19 protein-coding genes are annotated in these 18327 nt (G+C 35.6%); 6 read left to right on the top strand and 13 right to left on the bottom strand.

The window, feature by feature from the left end; translation table 11 throughout:
- The first annotated feature begins 13 nt into the window (after positions 1–13).
- From WMO19_RS06435 to WMO19_RS06425, 3 genes are all read left to right on the top strand, one after another.
- Positions 14–1042, top strand: coding sequence for a hypothetical protein (locus tag WMO19_RS06435; RefSeq protein ID WP_349170846.1), 1029 nt, complete (start codon positions 14–16; stop codon positions 1040–1042).
- 173 nt (positions 1043–1215) lie between these two features.
- Positions 1216–2088: a LysR family transcriptional regulator gene (locus tag WMO19_RS06430; RefSeq protein WP_349170845.1), complete on the top strand. Its 873-nt coding sequence runs from the start codon at positions 1216–1218 to the stop codon at positions 2086–2088.
- A 62-nt stretch (positions 2089–2150) separates the two neighbouring features.
- Positions 2151–2612, top strand: a complete 462-nt coding sequence (locus tag WMO19_RS06425; RefSeq protein ID WP_349170843.1) for a phosphatase PAP2 family protein — start codon at positions 2151–2153, stop codon at positions 2610–2612.
- Between the two features lie 14 nt (positions 2613–2626).
- Here the strand turns inward: WMO19_RS06425 and WMO19_RS06420 are convergent, their stop codons facing one another.
- From WMO19_RS06420 to WMO19_RS06360, 13 genes are all read right to left on the bottom strand, one after another.
- Positions 2627–3328, bottom strand: coding sequence for a hypothetical protein (locus tag WMO19_RS06420; RefSeq protein WP_311565703.1), 702 nt, complete (start codon positions 3326–3328; stop codon positions 2627–2629).
- A gap of 46 nt (positions 3329–3374) precedes the next feature.
- Positions 3375–3965, bottom strand: a complete 591-nt coding sequence (locus WMO19_RS06415; protein ID WP_349170842.1) for a C39 family peptidase — start codon at positions 3963–3965, stop codon at positions 3375–3377.
- Positions 3966–4129: 164 nt separating this feature from the next.
- Positions 4130–5728, bottom strand: a complete 1599-nt coding sequence (locus WMO19_RS06410; protein WP_349170840.1) for a Na/Pi cotransporter family protein — start codon at positions 5726–5728, stop codon at positions 4130–4132.
- A gap of 134 nt (positions 5729–5862) precedes the next feature.
- A complete protein-coding gene (locus tag WMO19_RS06405; protein ID WP_349170839.1) occupies positions 5863–7086 on the bottom strand; it encodes an MFS transporter in 1224 nt (407 codons plus the stop codon).
- A 100-nt stretch (positions 7087–7186) separates the two neighbouring features.
- Positions 7187–7459: a hypothetical protein gene (locus tag WMO19_RS06400; RefSeq protein ID WP_349170837.1), complete on the bottom strand. Its 273-nt coding sequence runs from the start codon at positions 7457–7459 to the stop codon at positions 7187–7189.
- 9 nt (positions 7460–7468) lie between these two features.
- On the bottom strand, positions 7469–8329 hold the full coding sequence (locus WMO19_RS06395; RefSeq protein WP_349170835.1) for a hypothetical protein: 861 nt from the start codon (positions 8327–8329) through the stop codon (positions 7469–7471).
- Positions 8330–8439: 110 nt separating this feature from the next.
- Positions 8440–8922 carry an acyl-CoA thioesterase gene (locus tag WMO19_RS06390; RefSeq protein ID WP_332086933.1) on the bottom strand — a complete coding sequence of 161 codons (483 nt, stop codon included), beginning with the start codon at positions 8920–8922 and terminating at the stop codon, positions 8440–8442.
- A gap of 230 nt (positions 8923–9152) precedes the next feature.
- The gene (locus WMO19_RS06385) at positions 9153–9785 is read right to left on the bottom strand and encodes a PH domain-containing protein (protein ID WP_349170832.1); all 633 of its coding nucleotides are present in this window, start codon (positions 9783–9785) and stop codon (positions 9153–9155) included.
- A 359-nt stretch (positions 9786–10144) separates the two neighbouring features.
- On the bottom strand, positions 10145–10555 hold the full coding sequence (locus tag WMO19_RS06380; protein ID WP_349170858.1) for a DUF5067 domain-containing protein: 411 nt from the start codon (positions 10553–10555) through the stop codon (positions 10145–10147).
- Positions 10556–10564: 9 nt separating this feature from the next.
- Positions 10565–10750: a hypothetical protein gene (locus tag WMO19_RS06375; protein ID WP_349170831.1), complete on the bottom strand. Its 186-nt coding sequence runs from the start codon at positions 10748–10750 to the stop codon at positions 10565–10567.
- 17 nt (positions 10751–10767) lie between these two features.
- On the bottom strand, positions 10768–12297 hold the full coding sequence (locus WMO19_RS06370; RefSeq protein ID WP_349170829.1) for a TFIIB-type zinc ribbon-containing protein: 1530 nt from the start codon (positions 12295–12297) through the stop codon (positions 10768–10770).
- An 11-nt stretch (positions 12298–12308) separates the two neighbouring features.
- Positions 12309–13622 (bottom strand): SPFH domain-containing protein, encoded by a 1314-nt coding sequence (locus WMO19_RS06365; RefSeq protein WP_349170827.1) that lies wholly within the window; start codon positions 13620–13622, stop codon positions 12309–12311.
- Between the two features lie 25 nt (positions 13623–13647).
- On the bottom strand, positions 13648–14385 hold the full coding sequence (locus tag WMO19_RS06360; protein ID WP_349170826.1) for a copper amine oxidase N-terminal domain-containing protein: 738 nt from the start codon (positions 14383–14385) through the stop codon (positions 13648–13650).
- Positions 14386–14741: 356 nt separating this feature from the next.
- Between WMO19_RS06360 and WMO19_RS06355 the strand changes: the two genes are divergently transcribed.
- Genes WMO19_RS06355 through WMO19_RS06345 form a run of 3 tightly spaced genes read left to right on the top strand, consistent with a single transcriptional unit; the run spans position 14742 to position 18311 of the window.
- On the top strand, positions 14742–16397 hold the full coding sequence (locus WMO19_RS06355; protein ID WP_349170824.1) for a hypothetical protein: 1656 nt from the start codon (positions 14742–14744) through the stop codon (positions 16395–16397).
- Positions 16394–17695, top strand: coding sequence for a sensor histidine kinase (locus WMO19_RS06350; protein WP_349170822.1), 1302 nt, complete (start codon positions 16394–16396; stop codon positions 17693–17695). Before WMO19_RS06355 ends, WMO19_RS06350 begins: the two co-directional genes overlap by 4 nt.
- Positions 17685–18311 (top strand): response regulator transcription factor, encoded by a 627-nt coding sequence (locus tag WMO19_RS06345; RefSeq protein WP_349170821.1) that lies wholly within the window; start codon positions 17685–17687, stop codon positions 18309–18311. The genes WMO19_RS06350 and WMO19_RS06345 overlap by 11 nt, the downstream gene beginning before the upstream one ends.
- The last annotated feature ends 16 nt before the right edge of the window (positions 18312–18327 follow it).

The raw sequence follows: 18327 nt of genomic DNA, 5'->3' as shown, positions 1-18327 counted from the left end.
TGTAGGTGATAAAATGAAAAAATTTCTAAAAATTTTAAAATCAATAATATTTATTGCCCTAATAATTTTTGGTAGCCTAGAGCTAAATAATCTCTTTATGAGAAAGTCCCTGGCTAAGCCTTGGGACATGGGAAATAAAATTGGCGGCTTCTTTAATGAGACAGAAGACTACAATGCCATGTTTTTCGGCACCAGTCACTCCTACTGCTCCTTTGAGCCCCTTGTGATTTATGAAAAGACTGGCGTAAAATCCTATGTCCTCGCCTCACAAAGTCAGCCCCTAAGGATCACAGCATCCTATGTAAAAGATGCCTTAAAAAGAAAAAATCCAAGCGTCATCTTTGTGGACATTCAATCAGCAATTTATAGGATCACAGAAGATTCCAGCGTGGTAAATTCTTATTCAGACTACATGCCTATGTCGAAAAATAAAATTGAGATGATTGCAAAAAAAGTTCCCAAGGGCTTTAAGGCACAGGCAATTCTTCCTCTTGTAGCTTACCACAGCAGGTGGGATGAGTTAAAAGATGAGGACTACGACTTTGACAAGGCTTCCTATGATGACTACTTAAAGGGCTATGTCCTCTTAAAGGGTCAGAGCCAAAACTTTAAAAATAATGAAGAAGCTGAGATAAATAAGTTTAGGAAGTCCGCTCATGCCTATGATGAAAAAACTTACTTTGCCTTTAATATGGCTGCCCTTGATGAAATAATTGACCTGGCAGAGAGAAATGGCGTGAAATTATTTTTCGTCAAGACTCCCATCTACGATTACGACTTATATCGCGATAACATAGGGGTTATAGCCAAGGAAATAGAGGCTAGGGGCGAAAGCTTTATCGACTTCAACGACTTTAATGAAGAGATGAATTTATCCAAGGAAGATTTTTATGATCCCCACCACCTAAATGTTCTAGGCGCAGAAAAGTTTAATTTATTTTTTATAGACTACATGAAAAAGGAGGGCGTCTTCCAAGAAAATTTGGCTGATGATAAGGCTTGGTTTAAGGATATTAAAAGCTACGATATAAATAAATGGTGATAGACAGAAGCTTAAGGCTTTTGTCTATTTTTTTACAAATCTTTTTTATTCTTGATGAGTTCCTTTATCAACAAGAATGAAGAATCTTTACTAAAAAATAAAAATATAACCTTTTTACTATAAATCTTGATTTTTCTTAAAAATAATAATAGAATAAGTTTAAGGAGGTTAATATGACTATAAGGGATTTGGAAATATTTATCGAAGTTGTTAGGGCAAAGAATATGTCTAACGCTGCAAAAAATTTAAAAATTTCGCAGCCAACTGTCTCCCACGCAATTTCGCAAATAGAAAACGAGTACAATGTAAAATTGTTCGATAGGATTTCAAAAAAGTTATACATAACAGATGTTGGCTTAAGGCTTTATGATTATGCCCTAAATATCTTGGAACAATTTGAAGATACTGTTGTTTTTTTGCAAAGTTCATCTACTGCTCACAACATAAATCTTGGTGTGAGTTCAAACTTTAGCTCTCAATTTTTGCTTGAAATAATCAACGATTATGAAAAGAAAAAAGAAGATGTAAGCTTAAGAGTATATGTTGATTCACGCGAAAAAATAATTGAAAAATTACATTCTGGCATTATAAATCTTGCCATAATAGATGGCGATGCTGGCATTGAAGATAATTCAGCTGAGTCCTTCTATGAAGATGAAATTTTTATAATTTCCTCAAAGGATTCTGACATCAAAGACAAGGAAGTCCTTGACGCAGAAGATTTGAGAAACAAAAAATTTGTCCTTGGCGATTTAGATGATAATTCTAAAAAAATGCTTTTAAATTTCCTTCGTGAAAGAGGCATACCAATTGATTTAAAATTCATCTGCCAAAACAAGGACATGGTTCTAAATATTGTAAAAAATTCTGACGCTCTTTCCATTGGCGCATCTTCATCCTTTAAGGACGAAGACGTTGTTAAACACAGACTAGAAGACCTCTCTATTAAGAGAACTTACTACATGGTCTACCACAACGACGCCTTCCTAAAAAAGGACATGAAGAATTTTGTGAACTTTGTAAAGCATAAATTTAGTAAAAAGTAATAATGGAATTAAAATTTTTAGAATCGCTACAAAGTCTCCACTCTCCAATACTAAATTATATTATGATTTTTATAACTAGTCTTGGGAATGGAGGATTTATTTGGATTGTTGCTGCTCTATTTTTGCTCTTTCAAAATAATAACAAATTAAAGAGAGAGGGCTTTAGCCTTGCAGTAGCTCTTATTATTTTTTCTGTCTTTGGTCTCTTGATTTTAAAGCCAATAATAGCGAGACCGAGACCCTTCACAGTAGATGATGTGGCAATCTTAATAAGGGAGCCCATGGGATATTCCTTCCCATCGGGACACACTGGCTCATCCTTTGCCGCTGCATCTGTAATTTATTATTACAACAAAAAAAGAGGAGCCCTTGCCCTAATCTTAGCAGGACTCATTGCCTTCTCCAGGATGTATCTCTTCGTGCATTATCCAAGCGATATAATCGCAGGACTGATCCTGGGCCTTATAGCAGGAAGGCTTGCAATAAAAATTACCCGTGAAATTTTAAAAAGTTCAAGAAAATAGAAAAATGCCCCGTATTAATTACGGGGTAAATATTTTTCTGCAATTTTTATATTTAATTCTTCGCCAAGACCTCCATAGATCTCTTGGTACTCTTCATAGACTCCCTTTAGCCTCTTTAGGTTAAAGTCTATTGCCTCCTTGTCATCAAGCATATCAAGTTGGTTAAGGGGAAACCTGTCAAAGATCATGGATATTTCTATTTCTAGGTCCTCTCTCATGTATTGCAAGTTTTCACTACTTATGTCAAGCTCTCTTGGTCTATCTCTCTTTAAAAATTCTAAAAGACCATCCTCGTCGCAGTTTTTAAAAAGTTCCTCTGCCCTTTCAAATTCCTCAGTTGGAAAATCATTTAGGCTTGGGCTGTAATAAAAGATAACTTCCCTAAAGATGTCCTCGATTTCCTTTCTCTTTTCATCAGAAATTACAGGTCCCTCATCTCTTGCGTACTTATTTTTATTTTCCTCTTCAAGCTCTTTAAACTCTCTCTCAAATTCTTCTTCAGATTTTCTTTTTGCATCTTCAGGAGAAAATTTGTCCAATAATTTTATGTTCCTCCTGACTTTTCTTATATTTAAATTTAAGCTATCAACAAAATTTTCTAGATCACCAAAAATTTCTCCGTATCTCTCGTATGTCTTTGGTATCAAATTTATTATTGTGTCTTCCTTTACAAAAAGCAGTTCTGAAACTAAAAATTTTAAATAAGATTTCTCCATAACATCACCTTTTCTCTAGACCTAAACTCTATTATATTTGACAAAATTAGTCAATGTTAAAAATATTGTAAGAAAAAACTGGAAAATTCATAAAGCCTTTGAGGTTGCTGTAGTCTATGTAGGAAGGAGTCTTGTTCCAACCGTCATAGACATGAAGGATTTTTATCTTCATTCCCCTGTAGTCATAAAGGGAGTAGCCAAAAATAACCAGGGAGTGATTTTTGTAGTAGCCAGTGGCAAGATTCATGAGGACTGGACGAAATTTATCTATCTCCTCTTTTACATGAGAATAAAAATTTCCCAGGTAGATGCCTCTCGCCTTTATCTTCATCTTATTTTTCTTAAAATAAGTATTGGCTATACGAGAAATAAAAAAGGGTAGGGTTCCAATTTCTTTGAAGTATCCATTTCTCCTTGCGATTTCAAAAATTTCCCCATAAATTTTAAACTTGTCCAAGTCCTTAAAATAATAATTTATAATTCTCGTAAGGCTGGCAAGGGTGCAGTTCTTTTCTCCATCTTGAAAGTCTCTCTGCAAAAAGTTTGGAATTTCTATTTCACTTGATTCCATAAAAATTGCCTTGGGATAATTTTTTTCTATATATTTATTTAAGTCTGCAATTCTATTTTTTTCCATTACTTCCTCCATCTTACATATACCCATTGTGGGAGATAAAAAATTTTTATGGCAATCTATAAGGCTCAAAAAATTTCTGCCATCTAAATTTTCAAGATCTAAAGCTTTTAAGCCTTTCCTAAAAAGACATAAAAAATCTGCCCCAAGGAGCAGATCTTAAAATATTATATGGCAAGTTTTCCTGCATTAGAAATGTAGGATGAAATTCTTTCCATGGCTGCCAGTGTCTTTTCGTAGAGAAGTCCACTTTCAGGGTCACAGATTTTTTCTCTCATTCTAAGCATGTGATTGTTTCTAAATTGTGTAGCATCCTTTTGAACTAATTCGTTTGAGGATCTCATAAAGGCAACTCTTTCGTCCTTATCTAATTCGCCAAGGGCTGAAGAAAACATCTTTTCAATTACATCATTTATTTCTTTTAATTCTTCAAAGGTTTTATCTGTAAAGGCAAGACTTTGGTCTTCCTTTAATTTTGCAACTTCAGCAATGTTTTTGGAGTGGTCTCCAATTCTTTCCATGTCCCTTGAAATTCTAAGGTAGGCTGCAAAGTTTGCAGAAGTTTGTTCGTTCATGGCAAGCCCCAAGGAGTCGATTATAAAGGCGGAAATTTCTTTGTTTAAATAATTTATTACTTCTTCACGCCTAAATATTTCATCGTATTTTTCTTCGTCAAAATTTTTCAAGAGGCTAACTGAATTTTCATAGTTTTGACTTACTATTTCAAGCATTCTTCTAATTTCTGCCTTCACATCAGTAAAGGTAGCTGGTGCATCCTTGACAATATTTTTGTTGATATATTGTAGAGACATCTCTTCTTGTTCCTTGTCGATACCAGGAATGATCTTGAAGGATAAATCTGCAAGCTTTCTTGAGAATGGGAACAAAAGTATTGATGTTGCAACGTTAAATAGGGTGTGCAAGTTGGCAATTTGTGCCGCTGGCAAGTCCCTTGAAAAACTAATTATTATTTTATCAATTGGAACTATAAAGGAAACTGTTACAAATATTATAGTACCAATAATGTTAAAGAGCACGTGGACTAGGGCTGTTCTTTTGGCATTCTTAGATGAACCAACTGATGACAAGACAGATGTAATACAAGTTCCAATGTTAAATCCAAAGATTATATACATGGCTGAGTGAAGTGGCATTACACCTTGGTTGGCAATGGCCTGCAAAATACCAAGAGATGCAGAAGATGATTGGAGTATTGCAGTGATAGCTGTACCTGCAAGTACGCCAAGGATTGGGTTGTCAAACTTTGTCATGAGAGTTACAAAGCCAGGATAGTCTCTAAGAGGTTCCATGGATTCGCTCATAAATTGCATTCCCATAAACAAAAATCCAAGTCCAATTACAGCTTGACCAATGTATCTTTTCTTTTTGTTTTTAGAAAATGTATTTAGCAAAAATCCCACAAAGGCAATTATAGGAGCCAGTGTAGAAATATTTAGGGCAACTAATTGTCCAGTGATAGTTGTACCAATATTGGCCCCCATTATAATTCCAACTGCTTGATAAATTGTCATAAGTCCAGCATTTACGAAACCCACAACCATTACCGTAGTGGCAGAGGATGACTGGATTATGGCAGTTACGAAAGTACCAACGAGTATTGATTTAAAAAAACTCGATGTCATTTTTTCGATTACAACGCGTAGTCTGTCACCTGCAACTAGCTCAAGGCCGCTGCTCATCATTTCCATGCCGTAGAGGAAGAGAGCAAGCCCTCCCAATAGTTCGATAAAATAATTAATTGACATAAATCCTCCCAATTTTTTACTCAACTTAATCTTACAATATAATTGTCTTTTTTTAAAGGAAAAGTAAAAAAATTGTAAATTTTCCTTAAAGTTTTTTGAGAAATTTATGCAATAAAAAAAGACGGAGACCGCCTTTATTTTACTCTTGCAACCTTTAAGTATAGTGGAATAGCAAGAAGTTGCGCAGCTATAGAAATACTTATCGTAGCTGGTAGGGAGATGCTATACATAACTCCCAGTAGCCAAGACCCCAAGAACCAGAAAAATCCAAAGGAACATTCAAAAATTCCGTAGCCCGTTGCCCTGTTTTTCTTTGGCACCATGGAAGTCACTGCCGCCTTTAAAATTGATTCCTGTGCACCCATGCCTATGCCCCAAAGGACAAGTCCAAAGTAAAGTGCTGGAAGGCTCTTAAAGCCAAAGATAAATAGAGAGAAGGGAGCAGAAATTATTGTGGAGATTACAAGAGCCTTCACTCCATTTTTGTCGTAAATGTGGCCGAAAACCAGTGCCGCTATGGCATCCACCAGCATGGCTCCTGCATAGAGGAGTGGAATTGAGCCAGAATTTATAATAGCAGATGTCTCCTGAAGGCTTCCAGCCACAGCCGTGTAATTTCTCGTTATGTGCATAATTATTATTGAGTAGTCAATAAAGCCAAAGGCAAAGAAGGAAATACCTGCAATATAATATATAAAGGACTTCTTCATGTGGAAGGCCTCTTCTTTTTTTGACTCAGGCTCAAAGTGCTCTGGGTTTGGAAATTTCATCTTGGTATAAAACAAGAGAAGAATGGTAATAAAACCAGGGATAGCCAAAAAGGCAAAGCAAGTTCTATAGATGTCAAAGGTGCTGCCCTCTGTCTTAAATAACATAACTAAGTAGAGCATAACTGGACCAAGAAAGGCACCAATTTGATCTAGCATCTCTTGTATGCCAAAGGACTTGCCCACGCCCTCTTGGGAGGCAGCAAAGGACATAATAGTGTCCTTGGCAGGTTTCTTTATAGCCTTGCCCATTCTTTGTACCACCAAGAGAATGGATGCCGCAAGCCAACCCTTTTCGCCAACAAGGGCAAGAGCAGGCACTGCCAAAATATCTAAAATGTAGCCAAAAATTACCATGGGCCAATATTTTTTTGTCCTGTCAGTAATTTTCCCAAAGACATACCTCATGGAGTAGCCCACAAGTTCGCCAAGACCTGATATAAAACCAATTGTCCCAGCTGATGCGCCAAGTACACTTAGGTAAGCTCCCCTAATGCTAGCTGCACCTTCATGGGTCATGTCGGAAAATAAACTGACAATGCCAAATAAAATTATAAATAACATAGCTGTGGAAATTTCTTTCTTCTTCAAAATAAGCCTCCGAAATCCTTAGTCCTATCATTATATCATCATATTGTAAATTCTCTTTAAAATAAATAAAAAAGTCCGCAAAATTTTCAAAGTTTTCACTTTACTTTATCTTAAAAAGCGTAATTCCATTTATTATTATTGAAGCAATTGTGCAAAAGAATAAACTTTCTGATATTGTAGGAACAACATCTAAAGCGCCCGCTATATCTCCTTTTGATAGAAACTCCGCTCCCATATAATAAAAAGAAAAAATTGTAAGAGATGTAAAGGTAAGGCTCAAAAATCTATACTTTTGCGGATCCTTTCCATGAGTCCAAGCTATTATATTTTTAATTGCAAAAAATATTGCCAAAATTCCAAGAATAAATTCCATATTTTCTCCTCATTTTTCAAAAGTTCTGCCTCCGTCCCTTGAAATATAGTGGGTCTCATTTTTATTTACATCAGTAAACTTTAAATAAATATTTCCCTTATCATCAACTCTTCCGCTGACGCCTGGGCTTGTTTCTTCTAATTCTGAAATAAATTTCATGTCATCGCCCACTATTTTTACAAAAAACCAGCGACTCCTGGCTCCTGCATGGTCTACTTCAAGTAGTCCATAGTCTGAATTTTCTATTTTTATGGCATCTTCTGCTGTGAAATTTTTTAAAAATTCATTTTTATCTTCTGCTGGATTTTTTTCTTCAGGCTTTTCTTCTACTTGATGATTTTCTTTTGCACCATGATTTTCTTCTTTCATATCTTCTCTTCCATAAATTAAAAACCTTAAAATTTCTCTCTGGTCCTCATCATGAATTTTACTCAAATCAGAAAAGACCTGATCAAGCCCTTCTTCATCTAACTTATCCATGGTGATGAAATTTTTTCTGTAAACTTCATAAAGAGGATCCATCCAGCCCACATTTAAAATATAATATTTTTCGCCAGCATAAATTAAACTTCGATTCTCTTTTCCAGAAAATACAGAGGCTAAAAATATATAGAAGGCAAAAATCAACCCAAGAATTAAAATTAGAATAAAGACAAATATTTTACCCTGCTTATTAATTTTAAATTTCGTAAACTTGTAGAGTGAAAAAATTTGTAGACCAATAAAAAGTAAAAAACCAAATCCTAGGATGATATTATTTATTATTGGGATAAATTCAATTTTATTAACTAAGACTAAAATTCCAAAACTTATAGCAAAGGAGGCAAGATAAAGAAAAATATATGCAATTTTTTTATTTTTTAAACTCATAAAAACTCCTATTAAAATTTCAATTTATTTTCTCTTTATTTTACCATTTTTACTGGGAAAATTATAAAAATTAATAGAAAAAAAGAGACCTCTAAAGTCTCTTTAAAAAATTACATATTGTCCTTTACACCAACGGCAACCATCTTTGCCTTGGCACGAACTTCACCATCAGCTTCCATTACCATGTTTACAATGACTTTTCTTTCGCCAATTTCTTCAGCAGTGGCAGTAATTGTAATTTCAGTGTCCATTGGAGTTGGCTTTTTAAAATCAACTTCAAGTCTTGCAGTTATGAAGCGACCAATTACTGTGTCTTCAGTTAGGTCAAGACCTAGGTCGTGGTGTTTAAACCAAGCAGCAGATGCAGTTCCATGGCAGTCGAAAAGCATGGCAATCATTCCACCAAAAAGATTCTTTGGAACGCCACCAGTGTAAACTGAATCAGGAGTAAGCTTTGTTATGCACTCACTTCCATCTTCTGATGGATAAGATTTTAAATGCATTCCCTCGTGATTTTTAGGACCGCAACCCCAGCAATATTGAAATCTTTCGCCATAAGTTTCTTGAATGGCGATTTTTTTATTTTCTGACATAATATCCCCCTTCTAATTTATAAAAACATTTTATCACATTTATAATTTCTTTTCCCTATACTCTTTTATTTATATCCTTTAAGCCCATAAAAAAACAAAATTAATTAAAAGGAAAGTCCCCTTGCCATTATTCCTTCTTAAAGAATCAAAATATTATCCAAGTCCTTTGTATCTTCACCAAATAAAATAAGGCATAAAAAATTGCCCCCTGTGGAGGCAATTTTTTTAAATTATCTTTTATATTTTGTATTGTAGCCAGTGTTTTCTTCAGGTCTATAGGCATTGGGATAGGCTTGGTCTGTTGCAACATCGAGGGATACTTTTTTAAGTAGTTTATAAACATCGTAGGGATCTTCAATGGAAATAAATTTATTGTTATCAGCCTTAAAGCTGTAAGCTGAATTTCCCCCTTCGCCCTTATAAGCTAGGATAATTGTGCCAAGTCCCTTGATGTTTTCCATAAAATTTACATCTACTTTCAAATTTGTAAGCTCTCTGTGCTCATAATTATTTACATCTCTTCCAAAAACGCCCTGGCTGATGTAAACTCTCTTGTCTGTAATTGCATATTCTATAGTTCCATAATTAAAAATCCTGTAAATGGGCATTAAAATTGCAAACCAGACAGGGAAAAGATGAAACATAAAGAAAATTATAAAAAATCCATTCATAAAGCTAAGTTCTCTAAAAAATCCATTCATAAAGGTAAATTCTCTAAAAAAATTAGAAATAAAAAAGAAGTCAAAGATTCCCCAAATTAATGCAATCAAATAAATGCTTGGCTTGCCTAGAATATAAAGAAAGGCATTGGGCTTTCCTCGCCACAATATATTTTCATTGTCGTCAATAATTTTTTCAATCATAATTTCCTCCATTGCTTTCTCTTTATTAAGATAAAGTATTCTTGTCTAATATTTTATCATAAATGTCCTTGCGAAAAAATATTTGAATGATTGAATTCCCATCTTATCAGTAAATTTCTCTTTACATTTTTTGAATTTAATTTTTTAAAGACCTATAAAAATTAAAAAGTAAAACTTTCTATTTGAAATATTTCCACCCTGCCAACAATAAAAACCCCTCTACTGGAAATTTTCCAATAAAGGGGTTAGGAAGAAATAAAAATTTGTACTCTAGTTTATATTTTTATTCCTTATTTTCTACTCTTAGGCTTAATTTTTTTCTAAGCAAAAGTTTTTTGAGCCAATAGAATTTCTAGATTTTATTCTGGCACATCTAAGCCGTCAACTGTTACTGTTTCCATATCAGCAAGAGGCACTTGGATTTTGCTTTCATCTGATCCATCTATGTCAGATATTTTTATGGTAACTGGACTTTCTTTGTCCTTTAGCTTATAGGAAGTGAAAAATACTTTGCTTTGTCCTGGCTCTACATTTTCAAAGGAGTAGTCTGCCAACTGGTCTGTAGAACCTTCTTTAATGAAAATTGAGCCCGGTGTATCCATGTCTTGGTCCTTTTGCATAAAAGTTATATAGACATTTAGGGCAGCTGATGTTGCTTCCTTAGTGTTGTTTGTAAATTTCCAAGTGTTTACAAGGTCTGTGTCGCCATCGGAATCTTCTATTAGGTTACTTTCTAGGAGCTCAAATTTATTGCCTGCAAGCTCAAAAATCCTTTGGTCTCAAATTTTTTCTTCCCTATTTTCTTTTTCCCTTTCAATTTTTTCTTTTTTCATATATTCTTTTTCAGCAACATCATCTGGCCCTCCAGTTTCACCACCAGTTTCATTGCCACAAGCTCCTAAAGTCATGGTCATTAAAATTAATGCCAAAAGTAAGGACAGAATTTTAATTTTTGATTTTTTCATAGTCCACCCCCAAATTTTTACTGGTCTTTTTCTTCTAGTTTCTTTTGATTTTCAAGGGCTTCATCTAGGACTCCCTTATCCATTGCTTTTTTAAGCACCTTGTCCTTACTTAGGTCTAGTTTGTTGCCCTTTAGTTCATCTGTGTTGTCTCCCCAGATTTGGCTGTTTCTCACTGAGTAAATACTTGTCACAAAGTTATCTTCACAGACTAGATTTGAAATTGCGTGCTTAGTCTCAAGCTCGTAGTGGTGTCTGGCATTGGCGTTTCTGTAGCGCAAGTACATGGTTACAAAAAATACAAAGCCTGAAAGCAAGAGGAGCCAAGCATAATTTCTGTAGTCTTGAAAATCTGTGCCATTAAATTTTTCCATGGCAGCAAAAGTCGTGATGATAAATGCCAATATTCCTCCAAAAATTTCTATTAAAATTGAAACGGAATAAAGCTTGGTGAAATTAATTGGAACGCTGCCCATTGTCTCCAAGGTCCTGGCATTTACTGCTACATAGTGAAGGAGGTTCTTCTTGCCCTTAGTTTGCATGTAGCTGTAGAGCCAGACTGGCAAGTAGGCTGACTTCCATGAGTCGCCCTTGACTTCAAAATCTTCTTCCTTCCACCTTACTCCCCTGTCATACTCTGTAATGGTATTCTTGGCTTCAAGCCTTGCCACATCAGAGCTTTGTGCATGAACTACTTCTTGAAGAAGGTCTATGTTTGTGTCCCTCTTTTCTGATGTGTAGCCTGTCAAATAATTTGAGTTGAAGTTTACGCAATTTTCTGTGTCAAAGGGCATAATGGAATTTATTATGTTGTTGGTTTTACTTTTTGATGAGTAATCTAGTTTGTCGCTTGATGATTCAATGGAGAGGTCGTCTATAAATATGTCAAAATCTCTTATAACGTCATAGACATCTGCGTCGTATTCGTAATGCTCCTTGCCCTCTTCTCCAACTTTCCTGCAAGCTGTTTCGATTTCACCTTCGCCAACAAGTCTCATGTGGCCATTGACATCTATTAACATGTAAGGAATGTAAACTCCGCAAATATTTTCTGTGGAAAATTCTCTGGTAAAGCTTGGGTGAGCAAAAAACTTTCTCGCCTTTACAAAGTCTGCAATTTCTTTTTTTGCATCTTCCTTAGATACCTTGAAGGGAAGTATTACATCGGGCACAGCACCATTTGGTATTTTATTGTTAATAGACAAGGTATTGCGGCACCAGTGGCATCTAGCCTGAGTTGAAGTTCTGGTATCTATGACAACTTCTGCGCCACAGGATTCACATTTTAGGGTGATTATATCTTTACTGTCTTCTTCTATGTCCTTGGCGCCAGCTCTAATTTTTCTTCCTTCCAAAGTGCTTATATCTTCATCTTCTTCTGCAAGGTCCAGTTCAAATTCGTGCCTGCAAAAGTTACATCTTAGTTTCCCCGTCTTGGTGTTTGTGGCAATGTCAGTAGAGCCACATTTTGGACATTTCACCTGACCATCTTTTTCTTTTTCTTCGCCTTCTATTATTTTTACATCTTCTCTTGACTTGTCATCTGTCATAAGATCACCTCTTATATGCCTAGCAAATCAGACTTCATCTTGGCAAATTCTTCTTCAGTGATAACTCCTGCGTCGAGAAGTTTTTTCATCTTGATTAATTTTTCTGTTGGGTCTTCTTGGTCTTGGCTTGGACTTGGACTAGCTTGTCCTTGGTTGTAGGCTTGATTTTGTCCTTGATTATATCCTTGGTTTACCTGTCCTTGGTTGTAGGCTTGGTTTGCCTGTCCTTGGTTGTAAGCTTGGTTTTGATTAACTTGTCCAGCCCCAAAATTTGGTTGGTAAGAATTTCCAGCATCTGGCTGTTTTACTCCACCCATCATATTTCCAGCTGCATTCATGCCCATGCCCATAAATGCCATATTTGCTCCGCCGCCATTTTCACCAGCAGACTGCATACCTCTTGCTGCTGCTTGTTGGAAGAAGGAGTTGCCACGGCTGCCAGCAAGGGCATCTGCCTTTTTGACATCAGACATAAGCGTCTTAGTATCTTCGTCATATTCAATGGCAAGTATGGCAGTCTTTGCAATTTGAAGTCCCCTTGAAGTCTTCCATTGATAGCCCTCTTCCACTGCCTGAGCTAGAGCTTGGGCAAAGCCAATTTGATCGCCTTGGATCCTGCTCATGCGGTTGCCCCTACTTGGGTCATTGGTATAATTTGAAAAGGCTGCTGAAAGACTACCCACAACTTCGTTAAATAGTTGCTCTGCTGCGTCATTGTCCATGTCGGATAAGTCAAAAATTTCTGCATCGGCTATTAAATATTTTACTGGCACGAAATTTTTTATAAATAAAATAGGGTCGATTATGTTAAGGGTGTAGGTACCACGAGTTATGGCGCCAACTTGTGTGCCAAAAAAGGCATCGTCCCAATAAATTTCTGACTGTGTGCCAAACCTGTTGTTTGGAATTTCCTTTAAGTTCACATAGAAAAGCAATTGGCTAGTGGCAGGTATGCCCCCAAACTTAAACTTTTCCCAAGAAGACTTAACTATGGAGTCCACAAAGCCGTCGCCTGCAAATATTGATTTAGAGTTTGGGTCCTCAGTATTGTATTCGTATCCGCCAACTTCAGTTATAATATTTGTAATTGCTCCATCTTGAATAGTTATAAGGGCTGTGCCTTCAGGTACGATTACCTTTGTGCCATTAGTAATTACATTTTCGTTGCCCTTATAGTTTGCTCCCCTCTTGTTGTTTACTCCCATAGGTATTCCAGGAAAGACTGCTGCTGTTGCAGGCACTCCTGGCATTGGTCCATAAAAATCCTTCCATTGATCTGCTAGTGTTCCACCTAAAGAACCCATAAAAGCTTGTATAAATCCCATTATTTCCTCCTTATATCTTTAACTTTTAATTAACTCCAATTAAGAGCTTAAAATTATCTTTTACCACATCATATTCCATGATTATAGTCCCCTTCTTGTTGATAAAGTATTGCCCCATCATTTCCGTCAAATTCTCATCAATAGGGTTGTCCTTCCTAAGAGTAACTAAATAGCCCTCATAACTTCCGCCATCTAGTTTCATTTCATAGTCATCTACCTCAAAATAAACTTTTTCATTTTTAAAAATTCCAAGTTCCTTCAATCTTTCAAGGACTTCTTCTAATGCATTATCTCTATTAATGTAGTCATGCAAATAAGATTTTTCCTTTATGTAGATAGCTCTCTTACCTCCATCCCAATCAACCTGCATGCCAAATAATTCTGAAATAGACCTCAGTGGCAGGTAGGTCCTATCATCTCTCAAAAAAGCTGGCGCATCTAAGATTGCAGGTCTCGTCTCCACATCACTTGAAATTCGAGCAATATCATCGCCAATGGCAAGTAAAATATTTGTCTTGTCTCTTTTTATTGTCACAATTCTGTCTTTATTGTCGTAGTTAACTATTGCACCAAGATCTTCTGCAATTACCCTAATTGGAACGAAGGTCCTGTTATCTATAATAAGTGGCGGTTGATCTGACTCTACCAGTTGCCCATTAATATAAATTTTTATTGGCTTTTGAATCTTATATCCACTAAAAATAAAGGATGATAAAATTAAAAGCAGTAACAAAATTTTTGAAATCCCATTTTTCTTTTTCATGTCGTCACCTTCCTATACTTTTGTAAGTTCTATCCTTAAATTCTCTTGGCCTTTCCTAAAACTTTTCATTCCTATCTCCTCTCTTTCTAAAAATATTTCTTCCTAATTTCAAATTTTTCCAACTTTCTATCTTTATAATTTCATTCTACTAAAATTTAAAATTTTCACATCACCCAAAAGGGTGATTTTTTATAAATTTTTAAAAAATTTTTTATTTTTTTGCTAAAATAATTTCCACCCCTTATCCAAGGTCTGAAATCAAATAGCTTAAAGACCTTTTTTTTGATATAATTAAAAAAACTTTAAGTGATTAAATCTCTATCTAAATAAAATTGTGGAAGAAGGGAGGGAGACTAGTGTATCGCAAAGAAATAATTAGCTATTTGCTTTCAATTTTTTTAGTTTTTGTGGCAGGCATCCTTCACACATTGGATTATTTTTCTCTAATAAATTTTCCTGTACATGTAATAATTTTTTGCCTCTACACCACAATAATTTTCTTGTGGCTTAGAAATATGAATAACAGAGTTTTAAGGGCATCAGTTGTCAGAAGATTTAAAACTATTGGCATCCTCTTAATTTTTTATTTGGCATTTAGAACTCTTAAGTACGAAATATTATTAGAAAGTCCCTTGGCTGTCAGATACATCAGATATTTTTATTATGTCTTCCCCATAGTCCTCATCCAGCTTGTATTTTTGACATCCCTCTTTGTTGGAAAGTCTGAAAGGGAAAATATTAGCGACTTTTGGAAACTCCTTTGGGTCCCAACGGGAGTTTTAGTTGTTCTCATCTTGACTAACGACATCCATGGACTTGTCTTTTCCTTAGACGCAAGCTCAAGGGGCTTAAACCAATATGGACCTGTTTTTTATTTTGGAATTATTTATATAGGTATCCTTTCTCTTTTGACCCTATTTTTTACAATGATTCCATACATAACAAGAGGACCCATCTCCATAATAATCCCTTCCATTTCCATTTTATTAATTTGGGCACTTTACACTTTTTTATACATGCTTGGCTGGCAGCCCTTTGAATATTTTAAAATGGTCTTTAAAAGTGCCGAGTTCAATATTTTAATGGTGATTTTATTTATTGAATCCCTAGTTTTTAAAAGGCTCATCCCTTCCAACAGGGGCTACGAATCTTTTTTAAAGATGTCATCACTTAACATTGGCATAATGGACTTAAATGAAAATATTATTTTCACTCCCAAAAATTATCCCAATATAGAGCCTAAGCTCATTAATAAGGCCTACAAGAAGCCTGTCCTCTTAAATGAGAACACCCTACTTGAAAGTGCCAGCATCAAGGGCGGCAAATCTTTTTGGTTCGTTGACCTAACAGATTTTAACAAGCTCAAGAAAAAATTAATGCAGCTAAATGAAGAAATGCTTAGCGAAAATGAACTTTTAAAGGCCAACAACAAGCTAAAGAAAAATATGGTAAAGGTCCAGGAGCAAAAGGAAATAAGAGAGTACATCCAATTAAAGCTGGAACCTCAATTTGAAAAGCTAAAATACATTATGAAAAACCTGCCAGAAGATGAAGTGGAGTTTGAAAAGACTTTAAAGTATGCCTGCATCTTAGATGTCTACATAAAAAGATATGCAAACTTATTTTTGCTCACAAAGAACAAAAAAAATTTGGACCTTTCAGAGTTAAGGCTCGCCTTCTCTGAGTCCCTAGATTATTTAGAATTAAGTAACATCAAGACAGATTTAGCTTGGCGAATTAACAGAAGCTTTGATGCAAAGATTTGTCTAAAATTATATGAAATTTTCCAAAGTATTTTGGAAATTTATCAGCCTCACATGTCTTCTATTAGCCTTATCTTTGCCGACAAGAGAAGGCGCCCCGAATTAAAGATAAAAGTCATATCTTCAAAAACTTTTGCTCTCTTTAAGGAGCTAGAAAAAAATTATAGGAAAGAGGGCATCTTAATCCACGAAAACTTTAGTGGTGATCAAATAAATTGGACTATTTCTATTGAAAGGGGTGCCCTATGAAACTAATGGACCTAAACACCTTTAGGTTGACCTACCTCTTTGTGGTAAACCTAGTGATTTTAGTTGTAAGCCTAAAATTTGTCGTTGCAGCTTCAAACATTAAAAGAGAGTCCCCCTTTTTTGCCTTTAGCTTAGGGATTTTCCTCTTGAGCTTTTTGCCCCTTCAAGTTTTGGCAGAAATTGGCAGTGGAAAAATTAATATGAGCAAATTATTTTTATCCTTGCCAGTATATATATTTATTTACTACGACCTCTTTCTTTGCTCCTTGGAATATTTATTTTTTAGCAAATTTTTTAAAACGCAAAACACAAGCATTGGCAAGAACTCCATTAAGGAAAGCATGGACAACCTACCCGATGGCATTTGCTTTTCTAAAGCAGATGGGACGCCTCTTTTAGTAAATAGGCAGATGCAAGAAATTTCCTACCAAGTCTTTGGCAGGATGCTAGTAAATGATGTAGTTTGCGCTGAAGATGTGAAAAATAATAAAATCAAGGCTCCCACAAAAGTTTTGCAAAGGGACCCCCTTGTCATTGAGTCCAAGGGCAAGGTTTGGCTCATAAAAATTATTCTTCACGAAAATTTTAGAGAGACCTTGGCTTATAACATTACCCTTGAATGGGCAATGTACCAAGAAATCGAGAGCAAGACTTCGCAAATTCAAAGAATAAACGAAAGCCTAAAGGACTACCAAAAAAATGTGGTGGAATACACTAGGGAAAAGGAAATTTTGCAGGCGAAGATAAAAATTCACGACAAAATCGGTCAGTCCCTCATATATTTTAGGCGCTACTTGAAGAAAAAGAAGAAGACCAAGGAAGACCGCGACATGCTCATAAAACTTTGGATGGAAAGTCTCTTGATCCTAGATGAAAAAATAGATGAAAAAAATGACTTCACAGAAGAAAAGCCTGACACTTCAAAAAATAAGTTGCTCTTTGAAAAATTAATTTCAGCAGCAAAGGACATTGGCGTAAAAGTTCATCTTCATGGAAAAACTCCAGACAACGAAAGGGACTGGATCCTTTTAGTTGACATTGTCCACGAAGCCCTAAATAATGCCCTAAGACATGGCGAGGCAAAAAACATTTGGATCTATCTAAGTGAAGATGATCTTAACAAGTTCTTAAAAATAGAAAATGATGGACTTCCTGCTCATGGACCCATAAGGGAAAAGGGCGGCCTAAAAAATATTCGCCAGCACATAGAAAGTTATGGTGGTAGAATGGAGATAAAGGCAATCCCAAAATTTCAGCTAAACTTGTCTTGGCCTAAAGGAGAAAATTATGACTTATAAAATAATGATTGTAGACGACCAGTTCGTTTCCCGCGAGATGTTTAAACTTTATATAGACCAATGCCCCAATTACGAAGTTGTCTACTGCATTGACACAGCCATGTTTGCCGACACCTATGTCATAAAGGATGACTTGGACCTAATCATTATGGACATACTCATGGAAGACGGGTCTAACGGGCTTGATGCTGCAGAAAAGATAAAAAAATTAAAGCCAAACATAAAAATAATCGCCGTTACAAGTATGCCCGAAATTTCTTGGATGGACAGGGCGAAAAAAATTGGCATAGATAGTTTTTGGTACAAGGAAGTTTCTGAGAAGACAATTTTGGAAATCATCGAGAGGACCCTGGCAGGCGAATCAATTTATCCCGAAGAAACTCCAGAGGTAAAGCTTGGTTTGACAAAGTCAACAGAGCTTACGCCTAGAGAAATTCAAGTCCTTCGCCTCTTGACTACAGGCGTGGGAAATGACGAGATAGCAGAAAAACTTAACATTTCGCAAAACACAGTGAAGACTCACATTAAACACCTCTTGGATAAAACTGGCTTTAACACTAGGACCCAACTTGCCATACAAGCCCGCATAACAGGCTTTGTAATAGAAGAAGATTAAAATTATAGAAGAAAAC

Source organism: Peptoniphilus hominis (ex Hitch et al. 2025) (assembly GCF_040096015.1).
Classification (GTDB): Bacteria; Bacillota; Clostridia; order Tissierellales; family Peptoniphilaceae; genus Peptoniphilus_A; species Peptoniphilus_A hominis.
This window is presented reverse-complemented; position numbering and strand designations above follow the sequence as displayed.